Genomic DNA, 16,153 nt, shown 5'->3' with positions numbered 1-16,153 from the left:
GCACGAAAATCGCGCGGGACCCCCCTCGCGGTGCGGCGCAGGGTCGTGCTATCCCTTGTGGCATGACATCCATCGCCCCCCAGATACGCCCCAGTGCCGCGCCCGTGATTCGCCAGCTGGACGAAGCAGCGGTCAATCGCATCGCGGCTGGAGAGGTCGTGGAGCGGCCCGCCTCGGCCGTGAAGGAACTGGTGGAAAATGCCATCGACGCAGGCGCCACCCGGATCGAGATCACCATCTCCGACGGCGGCAAGACCTTGATCCGCGTCTCGGACGACGGCTGCGGCATAGCGCCCGGCGATCTGCCGCTGGCCCTGTCGCGCCATGCGACCTCCAAGATCGACGGCACCGACCTTCTGAACATCCATTCCTTCGGCTTCCGAGGCGAGGCATTGCCGTCGCTGGGGGCCGTGGGGCGGATGACGATCACCACGCGCTGCGGTGAGGAGGCGGCGACGATCCGGGTCGCGGGCGGCGTGATCGAACGCGCCAGACCCGCGGGCCATCCGAAGGGCACGCAGGTCGATCTGGCGGATCTGTTCTATGCCACGCCCGCGCGGCTGAAGTTCCTGCGCAGCGACCGGGCCGAAACCCAGGCCATCGCCGACACGATCAAGCGCCTGTCGATGGCAGAGCCTTTCGTCACCTTCGTGCTGCGCGACACATCGAAGGGCGACCCCCGCACCCTCTACCGCGCCGATGCGGAGACCGGGGATCTCTTCGACGCGCTGCACCGCCGGTTGCGCACGGCGCTGGGCCGCGACTTCGCGGACAACGCCCTTCGGCTCGACGCGGAGCGGGAGGGGATCCACCTGACCGGCTATACCGCGCTTCCGACCTATTCGAAGGGCGCCGCGGTCGCGCAGTACCTTTGCGTCAACGGTCGTCCCGTGCGCGACCGGATGCTGCTCGGGGCCTTGCGCGCGGCCTACATGGACGTGATGTCGCGCGACCGGCACCCGGTGGCCTGTCTCTTCGTCGATTGCGACCCCACGCTCGTCGACGTCAACGTCCACCCCGCCAAGTCGGAGGTCCGATTCCGCGACCCCGCGGCCGTGCGGGGCCTCATCGTCAGCGGCATCCGCCATGCGCTGGCCGAGGCCGGACATCGCACCTCCACCACCGTCAGCACCGCCACGCTGGGGGCCATGACCCCGGTGGTGGCGCCGCGGACCTACCAGATGGACCAGGCCTCGCGACCGGCTTCGCGATTCACGGCGCAAAGCATGACATTCCAGTCGGGCTTTGCAGAGAGCCCGTCGGCCCGGATCGAACCGGTCGGCGACACGTCCGAGGCGCCGGGCGACGAGACGCGGCCCTTGGGGGCCGCCCGCGCCCAACTGCACGAGAACTATATCCTGTCACAGACTGCCGAAGGGCTGGTGATCGTCGATGCCCACGCGGCGCACGAGCGGCTGGTCTACGAGCGGCTCAAGGGGCAGATGGACAGCGCGGGCGTCACGGCACAGGCCCTTCTGATCCCCGAGATCGTGGAGCTGACACCGACCGAGGCCGATCACCTCTTGTCCCATACCGAAGACCTTGCGCGACTGGGCCTCGGAATCGAGCCGTTCGGTCAGGGGGCCATCGCCGTGCGAGAGACCCCGGCGATCCTGGGCACCGTGGATGCCCGCCGCCTTGTGCTCGACGTGCTGGACGCGCTGTCGGACGGCGGCGACACCGCGCCGCTCAAGGCGCGCATCGACGCGATCCTGAGCCGCGTCGCCTGCCACGGATCGGTCCGTACCGGCCGGCGCATGTCCGCGCCCGAGATGAACGCGCTCCTGCGGGAGATGGAAGAGACGCCCAATGCGGGCCAGTGCAACCACGGGCGTCCCACGTCGGTCACCTTGTCGATGCGCGACATCGAACGGCTCTTCGGGCGCACATGATCGAGATCGGGAATATGCAGATCGCCACCGACGACCCTCGCTTATGGGCGGCTGTGCTGGGCGTCGTGCTGATCGCGGCGCTCTTCTGGCTGCTGATCGCGACGGGACGCCGCGCGAACCGCTCGGGGCAGGCGGTTGACGCGCTGGCAGGGCAGGTGGGGCAGCTTTCGGTCTTCATGCAGGACTTGGGTAGCAACCAGACCCGGTTGTCGGAGAATTTGCGCACCGTTGCGGACACGCAGGCCAGCGGCCAGACCCACGTCATCCAGACGATGGAGCGTCGCCTGTCCGAGGTCACGGCGCAGGTGGCCGACCGGCTGTCCGACACCAACGCCCGCGTCGCCCGCCAACTGGCCGAGACCAATACCCAGGTCGCGGAACGGCTGGCGGAAAACGCGCTCAAATCCGCGCGGACCCTGTCGGACATGCAGGAGCGGATGACCGAGACGCTCTCGGGCAGTTCCGAGAAATCGGCCAAGCAGCTGACGGAACTGCAGGAACGGCTCGCCACCATCGACCGCGCGCAAAGCAATATCGAGAAGCTGTCGGGCGACGTGCTGTCGCTGCAGGATATCCTGTCGAACAAGCAGACCCGCGGTGCCTTCGGTGAGATCCAGTTGACGGACATCGTCGGCAAGGCGCTGCCCAGCGACAGCTACACGTTGCAGGCGACGCTTTCCAACGGCAAGCGCGCGGATTGCCTCATCCACCTGCCGAACCCGCCGGGGCCCATCGTCGTCGACGCGAAATTCCCGCTGGAGGCCTACGAGACCCTCGCCCGTGCCGAAGGGCGCGCCGAACAGGAAGCGGCGCTCAAGCAGCTCGGCGCCGCCGTTCGCGTCCATATCAAGGCGATCACAGAGAAATACATCATCGAGGGAGAGACGGCGGACGGCGCGATCATGTTCCTGCCATCGGAGGCCGTCTACGCCGAGTTGCACGCACGCCTGCCGCAAGTGGTGCGCGAAGGTTTCGCGGCGCGGGTCTGGATCGTCTCTCCCACGACCTGCATGGCGACGCTGAATACCATGCGCGCGATCCTCAAGGACGCCCGGATGCGCGAACAGACCGGGGCGATCCGCAAGAGCCTGAAACAGCTGCACCGCGACGTCGAATTGATCGGCGAACGGGCGGGCAAGCTGGAAACTCACCTGCGACAGGCGAACGACGACGTCTCGGGGATCCTGACCGCCTCGACCCGGGCCGGCAAGCGCGCGGACCGGCTGGACAACTTCGATTTCGAGGAGTTGTCTGCCGGCGCGCCAGAGCCATTGCCTCTTGCCGATGCGGGTGCCAATGACACAGAGTGATCCCGATGCCAGACCAAGGAGCCTTCCGATGATCCCACGCCTTACCGTATTGTGCATGGGCCTTCTTGCGGCTTGCGCCACGGCCCCCGATCCGCGGCTGGGCGCGGGCCGGGTCGAGCAGGCGGGCATCGCCTTCGACGAGGCCTTCCGGGACACGCCCTTCGCTGACGGGGCGGCCATCCGCATCGTGGCGACCGACCCCGATCCGGTCCGCAACCTGCTGAGCTACGTGCTCGTCCCCTGCCGCGACGGTACGGCGATCTGCGGTGGCGACGCGAACGGTCCGGCAGGCACGATCGTGAATGTCGAAGGCAGGACCCGCATCACGGGCGCTTACCCGGGGGTGGACTTCTACCTCGATTCCCGGGGGTCGGGATATCTGACCCGCAACGGGGTGAACGTGCCACTCGCCTGGGACTGACCCTGCGACAATTCGGCCGCTGTCCCGCAACCGATCCGCGCTAGGTTCCGTGTCTTGGCCAGACCCAGACCGGAGACCATGATGCCATTCGACCGACCCATCGGGGCCACCCGCCGCGTTGCGGTGATCGGGGCCGGTATCTCCGGCATGGGGGCGGCCTACGCCCTGGCCACGGATCACCGTGTGGTCCTGTTCGAGGCCGAGCCGCGACTGGGCGGACATGCCCGCACCCGCATGGCCGGGCCCGATCGCGACACGCCCGTCGATACGGGGTTCATCGTCTACAACCGGGCGAATTATCCAAACCTCGTGCAGCTCTTCGACGACCTTGGTGTCGAGACCGTCCCAAGCAACATGAGTTTCGGCGCCTCCTTCGCAGGCGGGCGGCTGGAATACGCGCTGCATTCGCTCGACGCGCTCTTCGCGCAGCGGCGCAACGCGGTGAACCCGAAGTTCCTGCGCATGGTGCGCGACATCCTGCATTTCAACAAGTACGGGCTCGCGGCGGCAAAGGGAGGCTCCCTGACCGTGGGAGAGCTGATCGCCAAGCTTGGCCTGTCCGACTATTTCCGGGATCATTACCTGACGCCCTTCTCGGGTGCGATCTGGTCGACGCCGAAAGCCCGGATCCTCGACTTTCCGGCCGATGCCCTGTTGCGCTTCTTCGACAACCACGCGCTTCTGGGCACCTATGGCCAGCACCAGTGGTACACGGTGGCAGGCGGCAGCGCGCAATACGTGCGCAAGCTCGAGACGGCGATGACGGCGCGCGGGGTCGAACTGCGTCCGGGCACGCCGGTGCAGGGCGTGCGTCGAACGCCCGACGGGGTCGAGGTGCGGGGGCACGGTGACGAATGGGATGCCTTCGACGAGGTCGTCTTCGCCACCCATTCGGATGATACGCTGCATCTGCTGACGGACCCCAGCCCGGAGGAACGCGCGATGCTGGGAGCCGTGCGCTATCAGGGCAACCGGGTGGTGCTGCATTCCGATACCTCCGTCATGCCGAAGCGGCGCAAGGTCTGGGCTTCCTGGGTCTATACCGAAGCCGAAGACCGCGCTTCGGACCAGATCGACCTGACCTACTGGATGAATTCGCTGCAGCCTTGGCTGACGGGGGCGGACTACATGGTGACGCTCAACAGCGTGCGCCCGATCCGCGAGGACCTGATCTGGGACGAGACGAACCTGCGCCACCCCGTCTACGACGCCGACGCGCTGCAGGCGCAAAAGCGCGCACGGGCGACCAACGGCACCAACCGCACCTGGGTTTGCGGAGCATGGATGCGCAACGGTTTCCACGAGGATGGTCTGGCCAGTGCGCTCGACGTGGTGGCCGGGATCAACGCCACCCCCGCGCGGGTCGCGGCCGAGTGAGCGGCATCGAGCACGTCGCGGGAGAGACCTTCCACGCCCGCAAGGGGGCCGTGAAGAACGCCTTTCGCTACGGCATCGACTACGTGATGTGCGACATGGAGGCGGAGGTTCCGACCCCCGCACTCTTCGGGCGCAACCGGCGGGGGGTGATGTCGCTGTGGGATGCGGACCACGGCGGCGTCGTGAAGGACGGCCGCGGTGCAGCTTGGGTCCGCGAGGTCTTGGCGCGGACCCCGATGGAACGGATCGGGCGTCTGGTTCTGCTGGCCCAGCCGCGGGTCTTCGGTCACGTCTTCAATCCCGTGTCCTTCTGGCTGTGCCACGATCCCGAAGGCAACCTGCGCGTGGTCATCGCCGAAGTCGGCAACACCTTCGGGGATCGTCACTCCTACCTGTGCTACCACGACGACCTGTCGCCCATCACCGGCGAGGCGACCTTGCAGGCGCGCAAGGTGTTCCACGTCTCTCCGTTCCAGCCGATCGCGGGCGGCTACACCTTTCGCTTCGACATCACCGAGGCCCGGGTGGACATCCGCATCGACTACGGGCGCGAGGCGGGCGGGCTGATCGCCACGCTCACCGGGCCACGTGCGCCGCTGACCAACCGAAGCATCCTCGCGGCGCTGATCCGAAGGCCCTTCGGGTCGCGTCGTGTGCTCGCGCTGATCCACTGGCAAGCCGTCAAGCTTTGGGTCAAGCGCGCCACTTTCCGATCCTGGACCCCGCCGCCCGAGGACGAGGTCAGCCGGTGACGCGGCTTCCGGCCTTCGCGCTCTTCGCCGCCGTCATCAACGCGGCGGGGCTGCCGATCTACATCTACGCCCCGAAATACTATGCGGACACCTACGGGGTCAGCCTGACCGCGCTGGGCGCGGTGCTGGCGGCCCTGCGCCTGTTCGACGTGGTTCAGGACCCGGTACTGGGCTGGATCAGCGAGCGTCTGGACCGCGCGAAACCTGTCGTCGTGACAGCGGGGTCCGCGCTGCTGGCGCTGTCGATGCTGGGTCTCTTTGCGCTCGCGCCCCCTATCGCACCGCTATGGTGGTTCGCGATCACGATCACAGGGCTGTTCAGCGCCTTCAGCTTTCTGACCATCAACTTCTACGCCCAGGGCATTGCCAAGGCCGGGGCCGGAGACGACGGCCACGTCCGCCTTGCCGCCTGGCGCGAGACCGGGGCGCTACTGGGCATCTGTGCCGCCGCCATTGCGCCGACGCTGCTGATGGGGCAGGTGAAGTCCCCCTTCGCGACCTTCGCGCTGGGCTTCGCGTCCCTCACGGCCATCGCGGCGCTCTTGATGTGGCCCGAATGGAAAGCCCGCACGCAGGCGGAGGCGACGCCGATCCGCACGATCCTGTCGGACCACGTCACGCGCCGCCTGCTGGTGCTGGCGCTGGTAAACGCCACCCCGCTGGCGGTGTCCTCGACCCTGTTCCTGTTCTTCGTCGATGCGCGCTTGCAGGCCCCGGGATGGGAAGGACCCTTGCTGGTCCTGTTCTTCCTGGCCGCCGCGGTATCCTCGCCGGCATGGTCCGCCGCCGCCCGGCGCTTCGGCGCGAAACCTGTCCTGTTGCTGGCGATGGTCGCGGCCGTGCTGTCGTTCGGCTTCACCCTCACGCTGGGGGCGGGGGACGAGCTCGCCTTCGCAGTCGTCTGCGTGGCGTCCGGCGCCACGATCGGCGCGGACCTCACGCTGCTGCCGGCGATGTTCGCGCGGCGCATGGCCAAGGTCTCGCCCAAAGGGGGGCAGGGTTTCGGGCTCTGGAGTCTCGTGAACAAGCTGACGTTGGCTTTCGCCGCCGCGGTCCTGCTGCCGGTTCTGGAACAGGCGGGATTCCGGTCGGGTGCGCCAAGCAATCCCCAGGCGGCCCTGTCTCTTCTGACGGGACTATACGCGGGGCTTCCCTGCGCGCTGAAACTCGCCGCGATCTGGCTTCTGTCCAACCTGTCCCTTGAGGAGCCGGTCGCGCCCGCTACCTGACCGGGAAGGAGAAGGAGATCGGCATGAGCGATTGGCAAGGCAAGCGGTACTGGTTGGTGGGTGCGTCGGAAGGACTGGGCCGCGCGCTGGCGCATCAGCTTTCAAAGGTCGGGGCGGAAGTCATCGTCTCTGCCCGGTCCGAAGATCGCCTGAAGGACCTCGTGGCCGAGCTGCCGGGAAAGGCCAGTTACCAGACCGTCGACGTGTCGGATCCCGAGGCGGTGAAAGGGGCCTACGAGGCCGTGGGCCGGATCGATGGAATGGTCTACCTCGCCGGGGCCTACTGGCCGATGCCGGCGACCGAGTGGGACGCCGAGAAGGCCGACACGATGACGATCGTGAACTATCTGGGCGCGCAGCGATGCGTGGGTGCCGTGATCGGCGACATGGTCGCCCGCGACGCGGGCCATGTCGTGCTGACCTCTTCTCTGACCGCATACCGGGGTCTGCCGGGATCGATCGGTTACACATCATCGAAGGCCGCGATCCTGTCGTTGGCCGAATGCCTTTACGCCGATCTGCGCAAGACGGGCATCAAGGTTCAGGTGGCCAACCCCGGCTTCGTCAGGACCCGCCTGACCGACAAGAACGATTTCGAGATGCCGCAGATCATGGAACCCGAAGCCGCCGCGCGCGAGATATTCGAACTGATGGACAGCCACGCGTTCAAGAAGACGTTTCCGCGCCTGTTGGGATCGGCGTTCCGGCTGGGTCAGTTTTTGCCGGACGCGCTCTACTATCCGATCTTCGGTCGCTGACCGATCCGGCCCGGTCGTCGTGTCAGAGACACGCCCGCTGCCGATCTTGCGCAAAGATGCGACCCGCGCCACATTTTCGTCCAGATTTCCGGCCCCGATCGGGACATGGGATTCTTCATCAGACGCGCGCTCGTTCCCCTGATTTTCGCCGGACCGCTGTTTCTGGGCTTGCCAATGGGCAGCGGGATCGCGGCGGCGGCGGGAGCCATCGTCGCGGTTGCAGTGATCGTACCGCTCGCCGTGATCCTGGGCATGGCGCCGCTGCACGCGGTGGTACGTCTGCCAAAATGGCTTCTGCGCGCGCTCATCGGGCGTTAGGGCCGAACCGAGGGTCCCGCCCTTACGCCAAAGCTCACACCGGGTTGTAGCGCTGATGCGCGGGATCGTAAGCCTCCAGCGTGCCTTCGCCGATGTCGTTCCACAGCCCGTGCAGGGAAAGCGTGCCGGTCTCGACCGCGTCGCGCACGAAGGGGAAGGTCATCAGGTTTTCCAGGCTGACGATGACCGCCTCCTTTTCCAGCGCCCGGGTGCGGGTCTCGTCATCGCCTTCCGGCAGACGTTCGAACCCGGGGCGCAGCATGTCCATCCAGCGCCCGACGAAACTGGATTTCTGCTCCAGTTCCGGCGCGTGGCCCGCGCACATGTCATAGCAGCCCTTCACGCCGCCGCAGCCGGAATGCCCCATCACCACCAGATGCGCGACGCGAAGCGCGGTCACCGCGTATTCCACCGCCGCAGAGGTGCCGTGGTAGTCCCCGTCGGGATTGTAGGGCGGCACGAGGTTGGCGATGTTGCGGTGAATGAAGAACTCGCCCTGGTCCGCTCCGAAGATCGACGTCACGTGCACGCGGCTGTCGCAGCAGGAGATCACCATGGCCCGCGGCCGCTGTCCCTCGTTCGCGAGTCGGCGGTACCAAGCCTGGTTTTCGGCGTAGGTGGTCGCGTTCCAGCCGTAGTAGCGCTTGACCAGGTACTCTGGCAGGGGTTTTGCGAACTGCATGTCGGACACTCCTTTTGGACCGCTTCCAAGATTAAGCGGTTCTTGGTTTTGATTCGAGGTGTTTTCGCGCGCGCTTCAACGATTTCGGAACGTCTTGGCCTCATATCACGCGGCGTGTCTTGATGAGGGAACGCTCCGCGATGTCTGCCGTCACCGTCTTGCAATGCGCTGTCGATGCGCGGTGCGATCCGTCCTGCCTCAGCCGGATCTACGAGACGCTGGGCGACGAGAAGGGGGAACAGGCGATTTGCCGTACGCTTGGCAAGCTGGCGGTGCATCTCAGCGCGATCCAGAGCCTGCGGGATGTGGGAGCGGGCAAAGAGATCGCCACCCAAGCCGGGAGCATGTCAGCCTTGGCCCGGGAGATCGGCTTGCTCGAGGTCTCGGAGGCCGCGGACCACGTTCGCACCTGTGCCGAACAGAACGAGGATATCGCGCTCGAAGCGACTCTCGCCAGGCTCGAACGGGGGTTCGACGTGGCGGTCGGACTGGTCTGGGACCTGCGCGCAACCCCGGTTTGAGCCGGACCGGCCGGTGCCAGGCCCGCCGCTCGGTCGCCGACGATGTTGGCACGGGCGTCCGACCTCAGGCGCCGCGCCCGATCCGCGGTTCGGTGCCCGCCCGCAGTCGCGCGATATTGGCGCGGTGGCGCCAGAAGATTACCACCGCCAGCACGACCGACAGGGCAACGCACTCCCGGGCCCCGAGCAGCATCAGGACCGGCGGCGTCAGCGCCGCAGCGACAAGGGCCGCGAGGGATGAAATCTTCGAAAGTTTCGCCGTTGCCGCCCAAATCGCGCAGGCGATCACCCCCGCGATGGGCGCGAGCACCAGCACGAGGCCAAGGAACGTGGCGACCCCCTTGCCGCCGCGGAAACCAAGCCAGACGGGATAGCAATGTCCAAGGAAGGCCGCGAGGGCCGCGATCTGCCCGGCAACCTCGCCCGCCATCCGCCAGGCCAGGACAACCGCGATCACGCCCTTCAGCGCGTCGCCCAGAAGCGTGATCAGGGCGGCTGTCTTGCTGCCGGTGCGTAGCACGTTGGTGGCCCCGGTGTTGCCGGACCCGATGGTGCGCAGATTGCCAAGCCCCATCGCGCGGGCTGCCAGAACGCCGGTCGGGATCGATCCCAGAAGATAGCCGATCACGGCCCAAAGCAGCAGGACGGTGACGGGGCTGGTGAACTCAGGCATCGGTGCCTCCGAAGATGCGGGCGCCGTCGACCCAGGTGCCCAGCACGCGGCCTTGCAGGCGCGCGCCGTCGAAGGGCGTGTTCTTGGATTTCGAGCGCAGCGTCTCGCGGTCGAGCACGAAGGGGGCGTCGGGATCGAACAGGATCAGATCGGCCGGGGCCCCCGCGCACAGACGTCCCGCGTCGAGGCCCAGCCGCCGGGCGGGGTTCAGCGACATGGCTCTGAACAGGCGCGGCAGGCTGACGCCTTCGTGCACAAGCCGCATGGCGGCAGGCAGCAGCGTCTCGAGCGCGACGGCGCCGGAGGCCGCGTCCTCGAAGGGCAGGCGTTTCGATTCCTCGTCCTGCGGCGTGTGCATCGAGCTCACGATATCGATCAGACCCTCGGCCAGGGCGGCGACAACGGCGCGGCGATCATCCTCCGCGCGCAGGGGCGGCTTGAGCTTGAAGAAGGTCCGGTAGTCGGCCACGTCCAGATCGTTCAGCGTCAGATGATGGATCGATGCCCCGGCGGTGATGTCCAGCCCGTTGCGCTTGGCGCGCTCCAGCGAGGGCAGGGCGCGGGCGGTGGTGATCTGGTCAGCGTGATAACGCGCGCCCGTCATCTCGAGCAGGGAGATATCGCGGTCCAGCGCCATCCGCTCGGCCATGGGGGACACGCCCGGCAGCCCGCGGAGAGAGGCGAACTTGCCCGACGTGACCGCGGCCCCGGCGGAAAGGATGGGTTCCTGCACGTGACCGATCACCAGCGCATCCATCGCGCGGGCGTAGGTCAGTGCCCGGGCCAGCACCTTGGTGTCCGTCACGACCCGGTCGCAGTCCGAGAACGCGACGGCGCCCGCGTCCTGAAGCAGCCCGATCTCGGTCATCTCGCGCCCCGCGCGGCCCTTGGTGAGGGCGGCCATGGGCAGGACGTGCACCGCGGCATCGGCGGCGGCGCGGCGGGCGACGAATTCCAGGATTTCGGGCGTGTCGATGGCGGGGTCGGTGTCGGGCCGCGTCACGATGGTGGTGACACCGCCCGCCGCCGCGGCGCGCCCGGCGGAGCGGAAGGATTCCTTGTGCCGCTCTCCGGGCTCGGAGACCTTCACCCCGATGTCGATCAATCCCGGCCCCAGGCAGGCGCCGCCGCAGTCGATCACCCTGGCGTCCGGCGGGGCCTCGGCGTCGCGGGCGGTGATGATCCCGTCTTCGACCGTCAGGGTCCCGGTTTCTTCGGTCAGGGCAATGGGGTCGATCAGGCGGGCTTTGATGAAATGGGTGGCGCTCATGCCGCCGGTGTAGGCAGGCAGGCGAGGCGGGTCAATCGCAGCGCGGCGGCCCAGGGTCAATGGATCCCGACCCTAGCCCATGGCGGCGTCGAAGACCGCCTTCGCGCGCGCCCAGACCGCGCCTTGGGGCAGCGTCGCGAGATGCGGCAGCAACTGCCCGGCGAAATCGCGGCTGCTCTCGAGCGGCATGAGCGAGGGGAGGTTGTCGATTGCGGTGACGTCGAGCGGCGGCGTGTCGTGGACCCGCAGGGCCGGTGCGTCCCAGTCGGTCGTGCGGTCGTAGACCTTGATCGGCGAGAAATCAGAGGTCGGATCGCAGGCGATGTCGCCGATCACGCTCAACCGCCGCGCCGCGACCTTGGAAGAGGCGGGCACGAAGACCGGCGTACCGGGCCGCGCGAGGATGCAGTTCAGGAACAGGTCGTGCGACAGGATCTCGGGGAAGGGGCCGCCATGCGCGGTCTCCTCGACATCCCAGAGCGTCGTAGCCACGCCCATCTCTCGGCAAAGGTCGGCCGCCCCGGTGCCGACGCGCCCCTTCGCGCCGACGATCAGCGCCGTGGGGCGCTGGGTGCCCAAGCGTACCAGATCGGCTTGCAGGTCCCCGACCAGGTGGGCGGCGGAGGGCACCGTTTGCACCGGGCCCGCGATCTCTCCGCGCTGCTGGGCGATCCAGCACCTCAGCGACACCGCGGCACCCGCGAACCCCGCCCAGTACCCGAAAGCTGCCACGCGGCGACCTTCGGCATCGGTCAGGTATTCGAGATCCAGCAAGGTCCCGCCACCCGCCCGGAACCGCTCGAGCAGCCGCACGCCGTCGGGCTGGCCCTTGTAGGCATGGCCGAACATGATGTGGCGGTGGGTGAGGGGAGTACCGTCGTCCGGCAGTTCCTTGAGGCCGAAGATGATCGCCTCGTCGGGGGCGGAGGTCCAGGATCCGCCGCGCGCAACTTCGGCGCCCGCGCGGGCGTAGTCTTCCGTCGGCACGACGCGATCGCCGGAGTCCTCGATCGTGACGGTAAAGCCCGCCCGCCGCAGCTGCGCCACACCGTCCGGCATGATGCCGACTCTCGCCTCGTGAGCGCGCGGTTCGGCCCGGATCCACAGGTGCGGCATGACGCGTCCTTTCAGTAGAATGTCCGGTCGTCCGCCCTGTCGGCGGAATCGAGGTGCGGCGTGCCGTTGAAACTGACCAGGAGCGGCCCGTGTTCCATCACGCGGATCCGGTGGACCGAGGTGTTGAAGATCGGCAGGGCGATCCGCGCCATCTGCGGAATATCCAGCCCCAGGATATCCGAGATCGCCTGGGCGATGATCCCGCCCGAGCTTACGCAGAGCACCCGTTTGCCGGGTTGCGCTGCCATGGCCATGACGTCCCGGACGCGGTCGGTGAAGGCGGCGTAGGTCTCGGGGCCGCCGATCTCTCCGGCACGCCAGGCGGTCAGGGTGGCGGGGAAATGGGTGACGAAATCCTCGGGGTCGTGCCGGGCCGTGCCGTGCACGCGGCTCATCTCGTCGGTGAGGTCGTAGTAGGCGATCTCGTTGAGGCGCGCATCGCGCTCCGCGTCGGGGTATCCGAGGTTGGTCAGCGTCTCGCGCTGGCGGCGCAGGGTACCCGACAGGACGACGTCGTAGGGCCGGTCGTGCGCCCGCATCCACGCGCCCAGCCATTCGGCCTGCCTGTGCCCCAGTTCCGACAGCCGGTCGTAATCGGCCTCGTTCGTCGCCGCGGAGTTCGCCTGTCCATGCCGGACCAATGTGATTTCGCCCATCTCGGCCTCCTCTTCGTCGGGGTGGGGGTAGGCGGTCGCGCCGGGTTTGGCAACGGCTGGAGGGGTAGAGAGTGCGGGAGCCTCCGGCGGGCGTATCTGTCGAAAAAGCGAGGAGGGGGCGCGCGCGCTTGTTAACCGATTCTTCATGTGGGATGAGACAGGCTCGCACGATGTGGGGAACGGGAATGGACGCGGCACGGATCCTGCGGGACGTCTTTGGTTTCGACGGGTTCCGGCCCGGACAGGAAGAGATCGTCGATGCCGTGGCCGCCGGGCGCAACACGCTAGCGATCATGCCGACGGGGGGCGGCAAGTCCTTGTGTTTCCAACTGCCCGCGCTGGTGCGGGGCGGTGTGACGGTGGTGATCTCTCCACTCATCGCGCTGATGCGCGACCAGGTGCGCGGATTGAGCGAGGCCGGGGTTGCGGCGGGCGCCTTGACTTCAGGCAATACCGAGGAGGAGACCGACTCCGTCTGGACGGGCTTGACCGACGGCACGTTGAAGCTGCTCTACATGGCGCCCGAGCGGCTCGCCTCGTACGGCACTCAGCGGATGCTGCAACAGGCGGGCGTCGGCCTCATCGCCGTGGACGAGGCCCATTGCGTCAGCCAGTGGGGTCACGATTTCCGCCCGGACTACTTGCGGATCGGGGAATTGCGCCGCGCATTGGACGTGCCTTTGGCCGCATTCACCGCAACGGCCGACGCCGAGACGCGGGCGGAGATCGTCGAGAAGCTCTTCGACGGCGTGCAGCCCGAAACCTTTCTTCGCGGTTTCGACCGGCCCAACATCCACCTCGCCTTCGCCGTCAAGGACAGTCCGCGCAGCCAGATCCTGAGCTTCGCGAAAGAGCGCAAGGGCCAGTCCGGCATCGTCTACTGCGGGACGCGTGCGAAGACGCAAACCCTTGCGCAGGCCCTTGGGCAGGCAGGCCATTCGGCCTGTGCCTACCACGGCGGAATGGAGGCCGAGGCGCGCCGCGACATCGAGCGCCGTTTCCAGCAAGAGGACGGGCTGATCGTCTGCGCCACGATCGCCTTCGGCATGGGGATCGACAAGCCCGACATCCGCTGGGTCGCCCACGCCGACCTGCCGAAATCCATCGAGAGCTATTACCAGGAAATCGGGCGCGCGGGCCGCGACGGCGCGCCCGCCGAGACCCTGACGCTCTACGGGGCCGACGACGTGCGCTTCAGGCGGACCCAGATCGACGAGGGGCTGGCGCCGCCGGAACGCCGCAGCGCCGATCACGGGCGGCTCAACGCGCTGCTGGGGCTGGCCGAGGCCCAGGCCTGCCGGCGACAGAACCTGTTGCGCTACTTCGGCGAAGACCCCGTGCCCTGCGGCAACTGCGACCTTTGCGACGCCCCGCCGGAGACCTTCGACGCTACGACGCCCGTGCGCATGGCCTTGTCGGCGGCACTGCGAACGGATGAATCCTTCGGCGCCGGCCACCTCATCGACATCGTCATGGGTGCCGACACCGCCAAGATCCGCGAGCGGGGCCACGACGCGCTGCCGACATACGGCGTGGGCCGCGAGTGGTCCAAACGCCAGTGGCAGGCGATCTTTCGCCAGATGATGGGCCTCGACCTCGTCCGCCCCGACCCAGAACGCCACGGCGCCCTGCGCATGACCGAGGCGGCCCGCCCGATCCTGCGGGGCGAGGCGCAGATCACCCTGCGACGCGACACGGTGCAGAACGCGAAGTTCAGCCCCGCCGTGCGGCAGATGGTGTCAGAGGAAAACGCGCCGCTGATGTCGGCGCTGAAGGCCAAGCGCCGCGCCTTGGCAGAGGCCGCGGGCGGTCCTGCCTACATCATCTTCAATGACAAGACGCTGGTGGAGATGGCGGAAACCAAGCCCAGCACGCTTGACCAGATGGCGCGCATCGGCGGCGTCGGGGCTACCAAGCTCGAAAAGTACGGCCGCGCCTTTTTGGAGGTCATCGCAGGGGCCGTGGAAGAGGTTCACCCCGCCCGGATGAAACTGGCGGGCCGCTCGGAAGGGGAAGTCTACGATCGCCTGATGGCGGTACAGGCCGACCTGGCGCGCGGCCCGATCGGCACCGACAAGCCCATGTCTTGCACCGCCGCCCAGCTTGCCAAGGTGGCGAAACTGCGTGACGCCGACGCGGCCGCGGTCGAACGCATCCTCGGACCGCGCCATGCCGAACGATTTTCGGATGCATTCCTCGCGGTTCTGAACGCTTCATGAGGCACCGTTTCGCGCGGCTTCATCTGGCCAGGTAAACTCCCGCCGGAGGCTCCCGCACCCTCCAGCCGCGGAACACTTTGAAGCTTCGTGTAACCTCTCCGCATGCTGGCTCGTCCGTCCGGTCTGCGTTAGAGACAAATGACCTAATTGGAGGCCCCATGCTCGTCACCATCTCCCCCGCCAAGTCGCTCGACCTGAGCCCCGTCGATATCCGGATGACCGAACCGGCCTTCAAGGCCGACGCCATCCGGCTGGCAAAGACCATGCGGGGTCAGACCTTGGCTGACCTCAAGGGGCTGATGGGCCTTTCCGACGACCTGGCGCGGCTGAACCGCGATCGGTTTCGTGACTTTGCCGAGGATCCGGACCCCGAGGCCACGCGTCCCGCCGCCTTCGCCTTCGACGGGGATACCTACAAGGGGCTCGAGGCGCGTACGCTCGAGCCCGACGATTTGGCCTACGCGCAGGATCATCTGTGCATCCTCTCGGGGCTCTACGGGATATTGCGGCCCTGCGACGCGATCCAGCCCTACCGGCTGGAGATGGGCAGCCGCCTCAAGACCCGGCGCGGAAAGACGCTGACCGACTATTGGGGCGATACTCTAGCGAAGGCGCTGAACCGGCAGGCCGGGGACCTCGGCACCGACACGCTGATCAATTGCGCCAGCCAGGAATATTTCTCTGCCGTGGACCGGCCGGCCTTGAAACTGCGCGTCGTTACCCCCCGGTTCCTGGAGGTGAAGGACGACCGCCCGCGCATGGTGTCCTTCTTCGCCAAACGGGCACGGGGCGCCATGGCCCGGTTCATCGTCACGCACCGCCTTTCCGACCCCGAAGAGCTGGCCGTGTTCACCACCGGCGGCTATGCCTTCGCGCCCGACCTGTCGGAGCCGGACCAGCCGACCTTCCTGCGCCCCTACCCGTCGCAATCGTGAGCCGTCCCGACGTTTTGGCGGCGT

16 protein-coding genes are annotated in these 16,153 nt (G+C 67.5%); 11 read left to right on the top strand and 5 right to left on the bottom strand.

Annotation, left to right across the window (positions count from 1 at the left end; translation table 11 throughout):
- Positions 1–62: 62 nt before the first annotated feature.
- The 8 genes from mutL (at position 63) to EU805_RS12850 (ending at position 8,057) form a co-directional block, all read left to right on the top strand.
- Entirely contained in the window at positions 63–1,892 is a 1,830-nt protein-coding gene (gene mutL, locus EU805_RS12880) for a DNA mismatch repair endonuclease MutL (RefSeq protein WP_129764398.1), read from the top strand.
- Positions 1,889–3,202: a DNA recombination protein RmuC gene (locus EU805_RS12875; protein ID WP_129764397.1), complete on the top strand. Its 1,314-nt coding sequence runs from the start codon at positions 1,889–1,891 to the stop codon at positions 3,200–3,202. Before mutL ends, EU805_RS12875 begins: the two co-directional genes overlap by 4 nt.
- Positions 3,203–3,230: 28 nt before the next feature.
- Positions 3,231–3,623: a hypothetical protein gene (locus tag EU805_RS12870; protein ID WP_129764396.1), complete on the top strand. Its 393-nt coding sequence runs from the start codon at positions 3,231–3,233 to the stop codon at positions 3,621–3,623.
- 81 nt (positions 3,624–3,704) lie between these two features.
- Positions 3,705–5,000 carry an NAD(P)/FAD-dependent oxidoreductase gene (locus EU805_RS12865; protein ID WP_129764395.1) on the top strand — a complete coding sequence of 432 codons (1,296 nt, stop codon included), beginning with the start codon at positions 3,705–3,707 and terminating at the stop codon, positions 4,998–5,000.
- Positions 4,997–5,752 (top strand): DUF1365 domain-containing protein, encoded by a 756-nt coding sequence (locus tag EU805_RS17725; protein WP_242494155.1) that lies wholly within the window; start codon positions 4,997–4,999, stop codon positions 5,750–5,752. Before EU805_RS12865 ends, EU805_RS17725 begins: the two co-directional genes overlap by 4 nt.
- Positions 5,749–6,981 (top strand): MFS transporter, encoded by a 1,233-nt coding sequence (locus tag EU805_RS17720; RefSeq protein ID WP_242494154.1) that lies wholly within the window; start codon positions 5,749–5,751, stop codon positions 6,979–6,981. The genes EU805_RS17725 and EU805_RS17720 overlap by 4 nt, the downstream gene beginning before the upstream one ends.
- Positions 6,982–7,004: 23 nt before the next feature.
- The gene (locus EU805_RS12855) at positions 7,005–7,739 is read left to right on the top strand and encodes an SDR family oxidoreductase (protein ID WP_129764393.1); all 735 of its coding nucleotides are present in this window, start codon (positions 7,005–7,007) and stop codon (positions 7,737–7,739) included.
- Positions 7,740–7,844: 105 nt separating this feature from the next.
- Positions 7,845–8,057 carry a hypothetical protein gene (locus tag EU805_RS12850; RefSeq protein ID WP_129764392.1) on the top strand — a complete coding sequence of 71 codons (213 nt, stop codon included), beginning with the start codon at positions 7,845–7,847 and terminating at the stop codon, positions 8,055–8,057.
- Positions 8,058–8,091: 34 nt separating this feature from the next.
- On the opposite strand, the gene EU805_RS12845 is transcribed toward EU805_RS12850, so the two are convergent.
- Complete coding sequence (locus EU805_RS12845) at positions 8,092–8,739, bottom strand: carbonic anhydrase (RefSeq protein WP_129764391.1); 648 nt, start codon at positions 8,737–8,739, stop codon at positions 8,092–8,094.
- Positions 8,740–8,879: 140 nt separating this feature from the next.
- Here EU805_RS12845 and EU805_RS12840 point away from each other — a divergent pair, with 140 nt between their 5' ends.
- The gene (locus EU805_RS12840) at positions 8,880–9,260 is read left to right on the top strand and encodes a hypothetical protein (RefSeq protein WP_129764390.1); all 381 of its coding nucleotides are present in this window, start codon (positions 8,880–8,882) and stop codon (positions 9,258–9,260) included.
- A gap of 64 nt (positions 9,261–9,324) precedes the next feature.
- On the opposite strand, the gene plsY is transcribed toward EU805_RS12840, so the two are convergent.
- The 4 genes from plsY to EU805_RS12820 all read right to left on the bottom strand — a co-directional run bounded on the left by plsY (position 9,325) and on the right by EU805_RS12820 (position 12,975).
- Positions 9,325–9,933, bottom strand: coding sequence for a glycerol-3-phosphate 1-O-acyltransferase PlsY (plsY, locus tag EU805_RS12835; protein WP_129764389.1), 609 nt, complete (start codon positions 9,931–9,933; stop codon positions 9,325–9,327).
- Positions 9,926–11,203, bottom strand: a complete 1,278-nt coding sequence (pyrC, locus tag EU805_RS12830) for a dihydroorotase (protein WP_129764388.1) — start codon at positions 11,201–11,203, stop codon at positions 9,926–9,928. The genes plsY and pyrC overlap by 8 nt, the downstream gene beginning before the upstream one ends.
- A 72-nt stretch (positions 11,204–11,275) precedes the next feature.
- Entirely contained in the window at positions 11,276–12,319 is a 1,044-nt protein-coding gene (locus EU805_RS12825; RefSeq protein ID WP_129764387.1) for a saccharopine dehydrogenase, read from the bottom strand.
- Positions 12,320–12,330: 11 nt separating this feature from the next.
- Positions 12,331–12,975: a histidine phosphatase family protein gene (locus tag EU805_RS12820; RefSeq protein ID WP_129764386.1), complete on the bottom strand. Its 645-nt coding sequence runs from the start codon at positions 12,973–12,975 to the stop codon at positions 12,331–12,333.
- A gap of 185 nt (positions 12,976–13,160) precedes the next feature.
- Here EU805_RS12820 and recQ point away from each other — a divergent pair, with 185 nt between their 5' ends.
- Both recQ and yaaA read left to right on the top strand, forming a co-directional pair.
- Positions 13,161–15,194, top strand: coding sequence for a DNA helicase RecQ (gene recQ / locus EU805_RS12815; protein WP_129764566.1), 2,034 nt, complete (start codon positions 13,161–13,163; stop codon positions 15,192–15,194).
- Between the two features lie 158 nt (positions 15,195–15,352).
- Positions 15,353–16,129 (top strand): peroxide stress protein YaaA, encoded by a 777-nt coding sequence (yaaA, locus tag EU805_RS12810; RefSeq protein WP_129764385.1) that lies wholly within the window; start codon positions 15,353–15,355, stop codon positions 16,127–16,129.
- Positions 16,130–16,153: the final 24 nt, after the last annotated feature.

This window comes from Salipiger sp. IMCC34102, from assembly GCF_004145405.1.
In the GTDB taxonomy this organism is placed as follows: Bacteria; Pseudomonadota; Alphaproteobacteria; order Rhodobacterales; family Rhodobacteraceae; genus Loktanella.
This window is presented reverse-complemented; position numbering and strand designations above follow the sequence as displayed.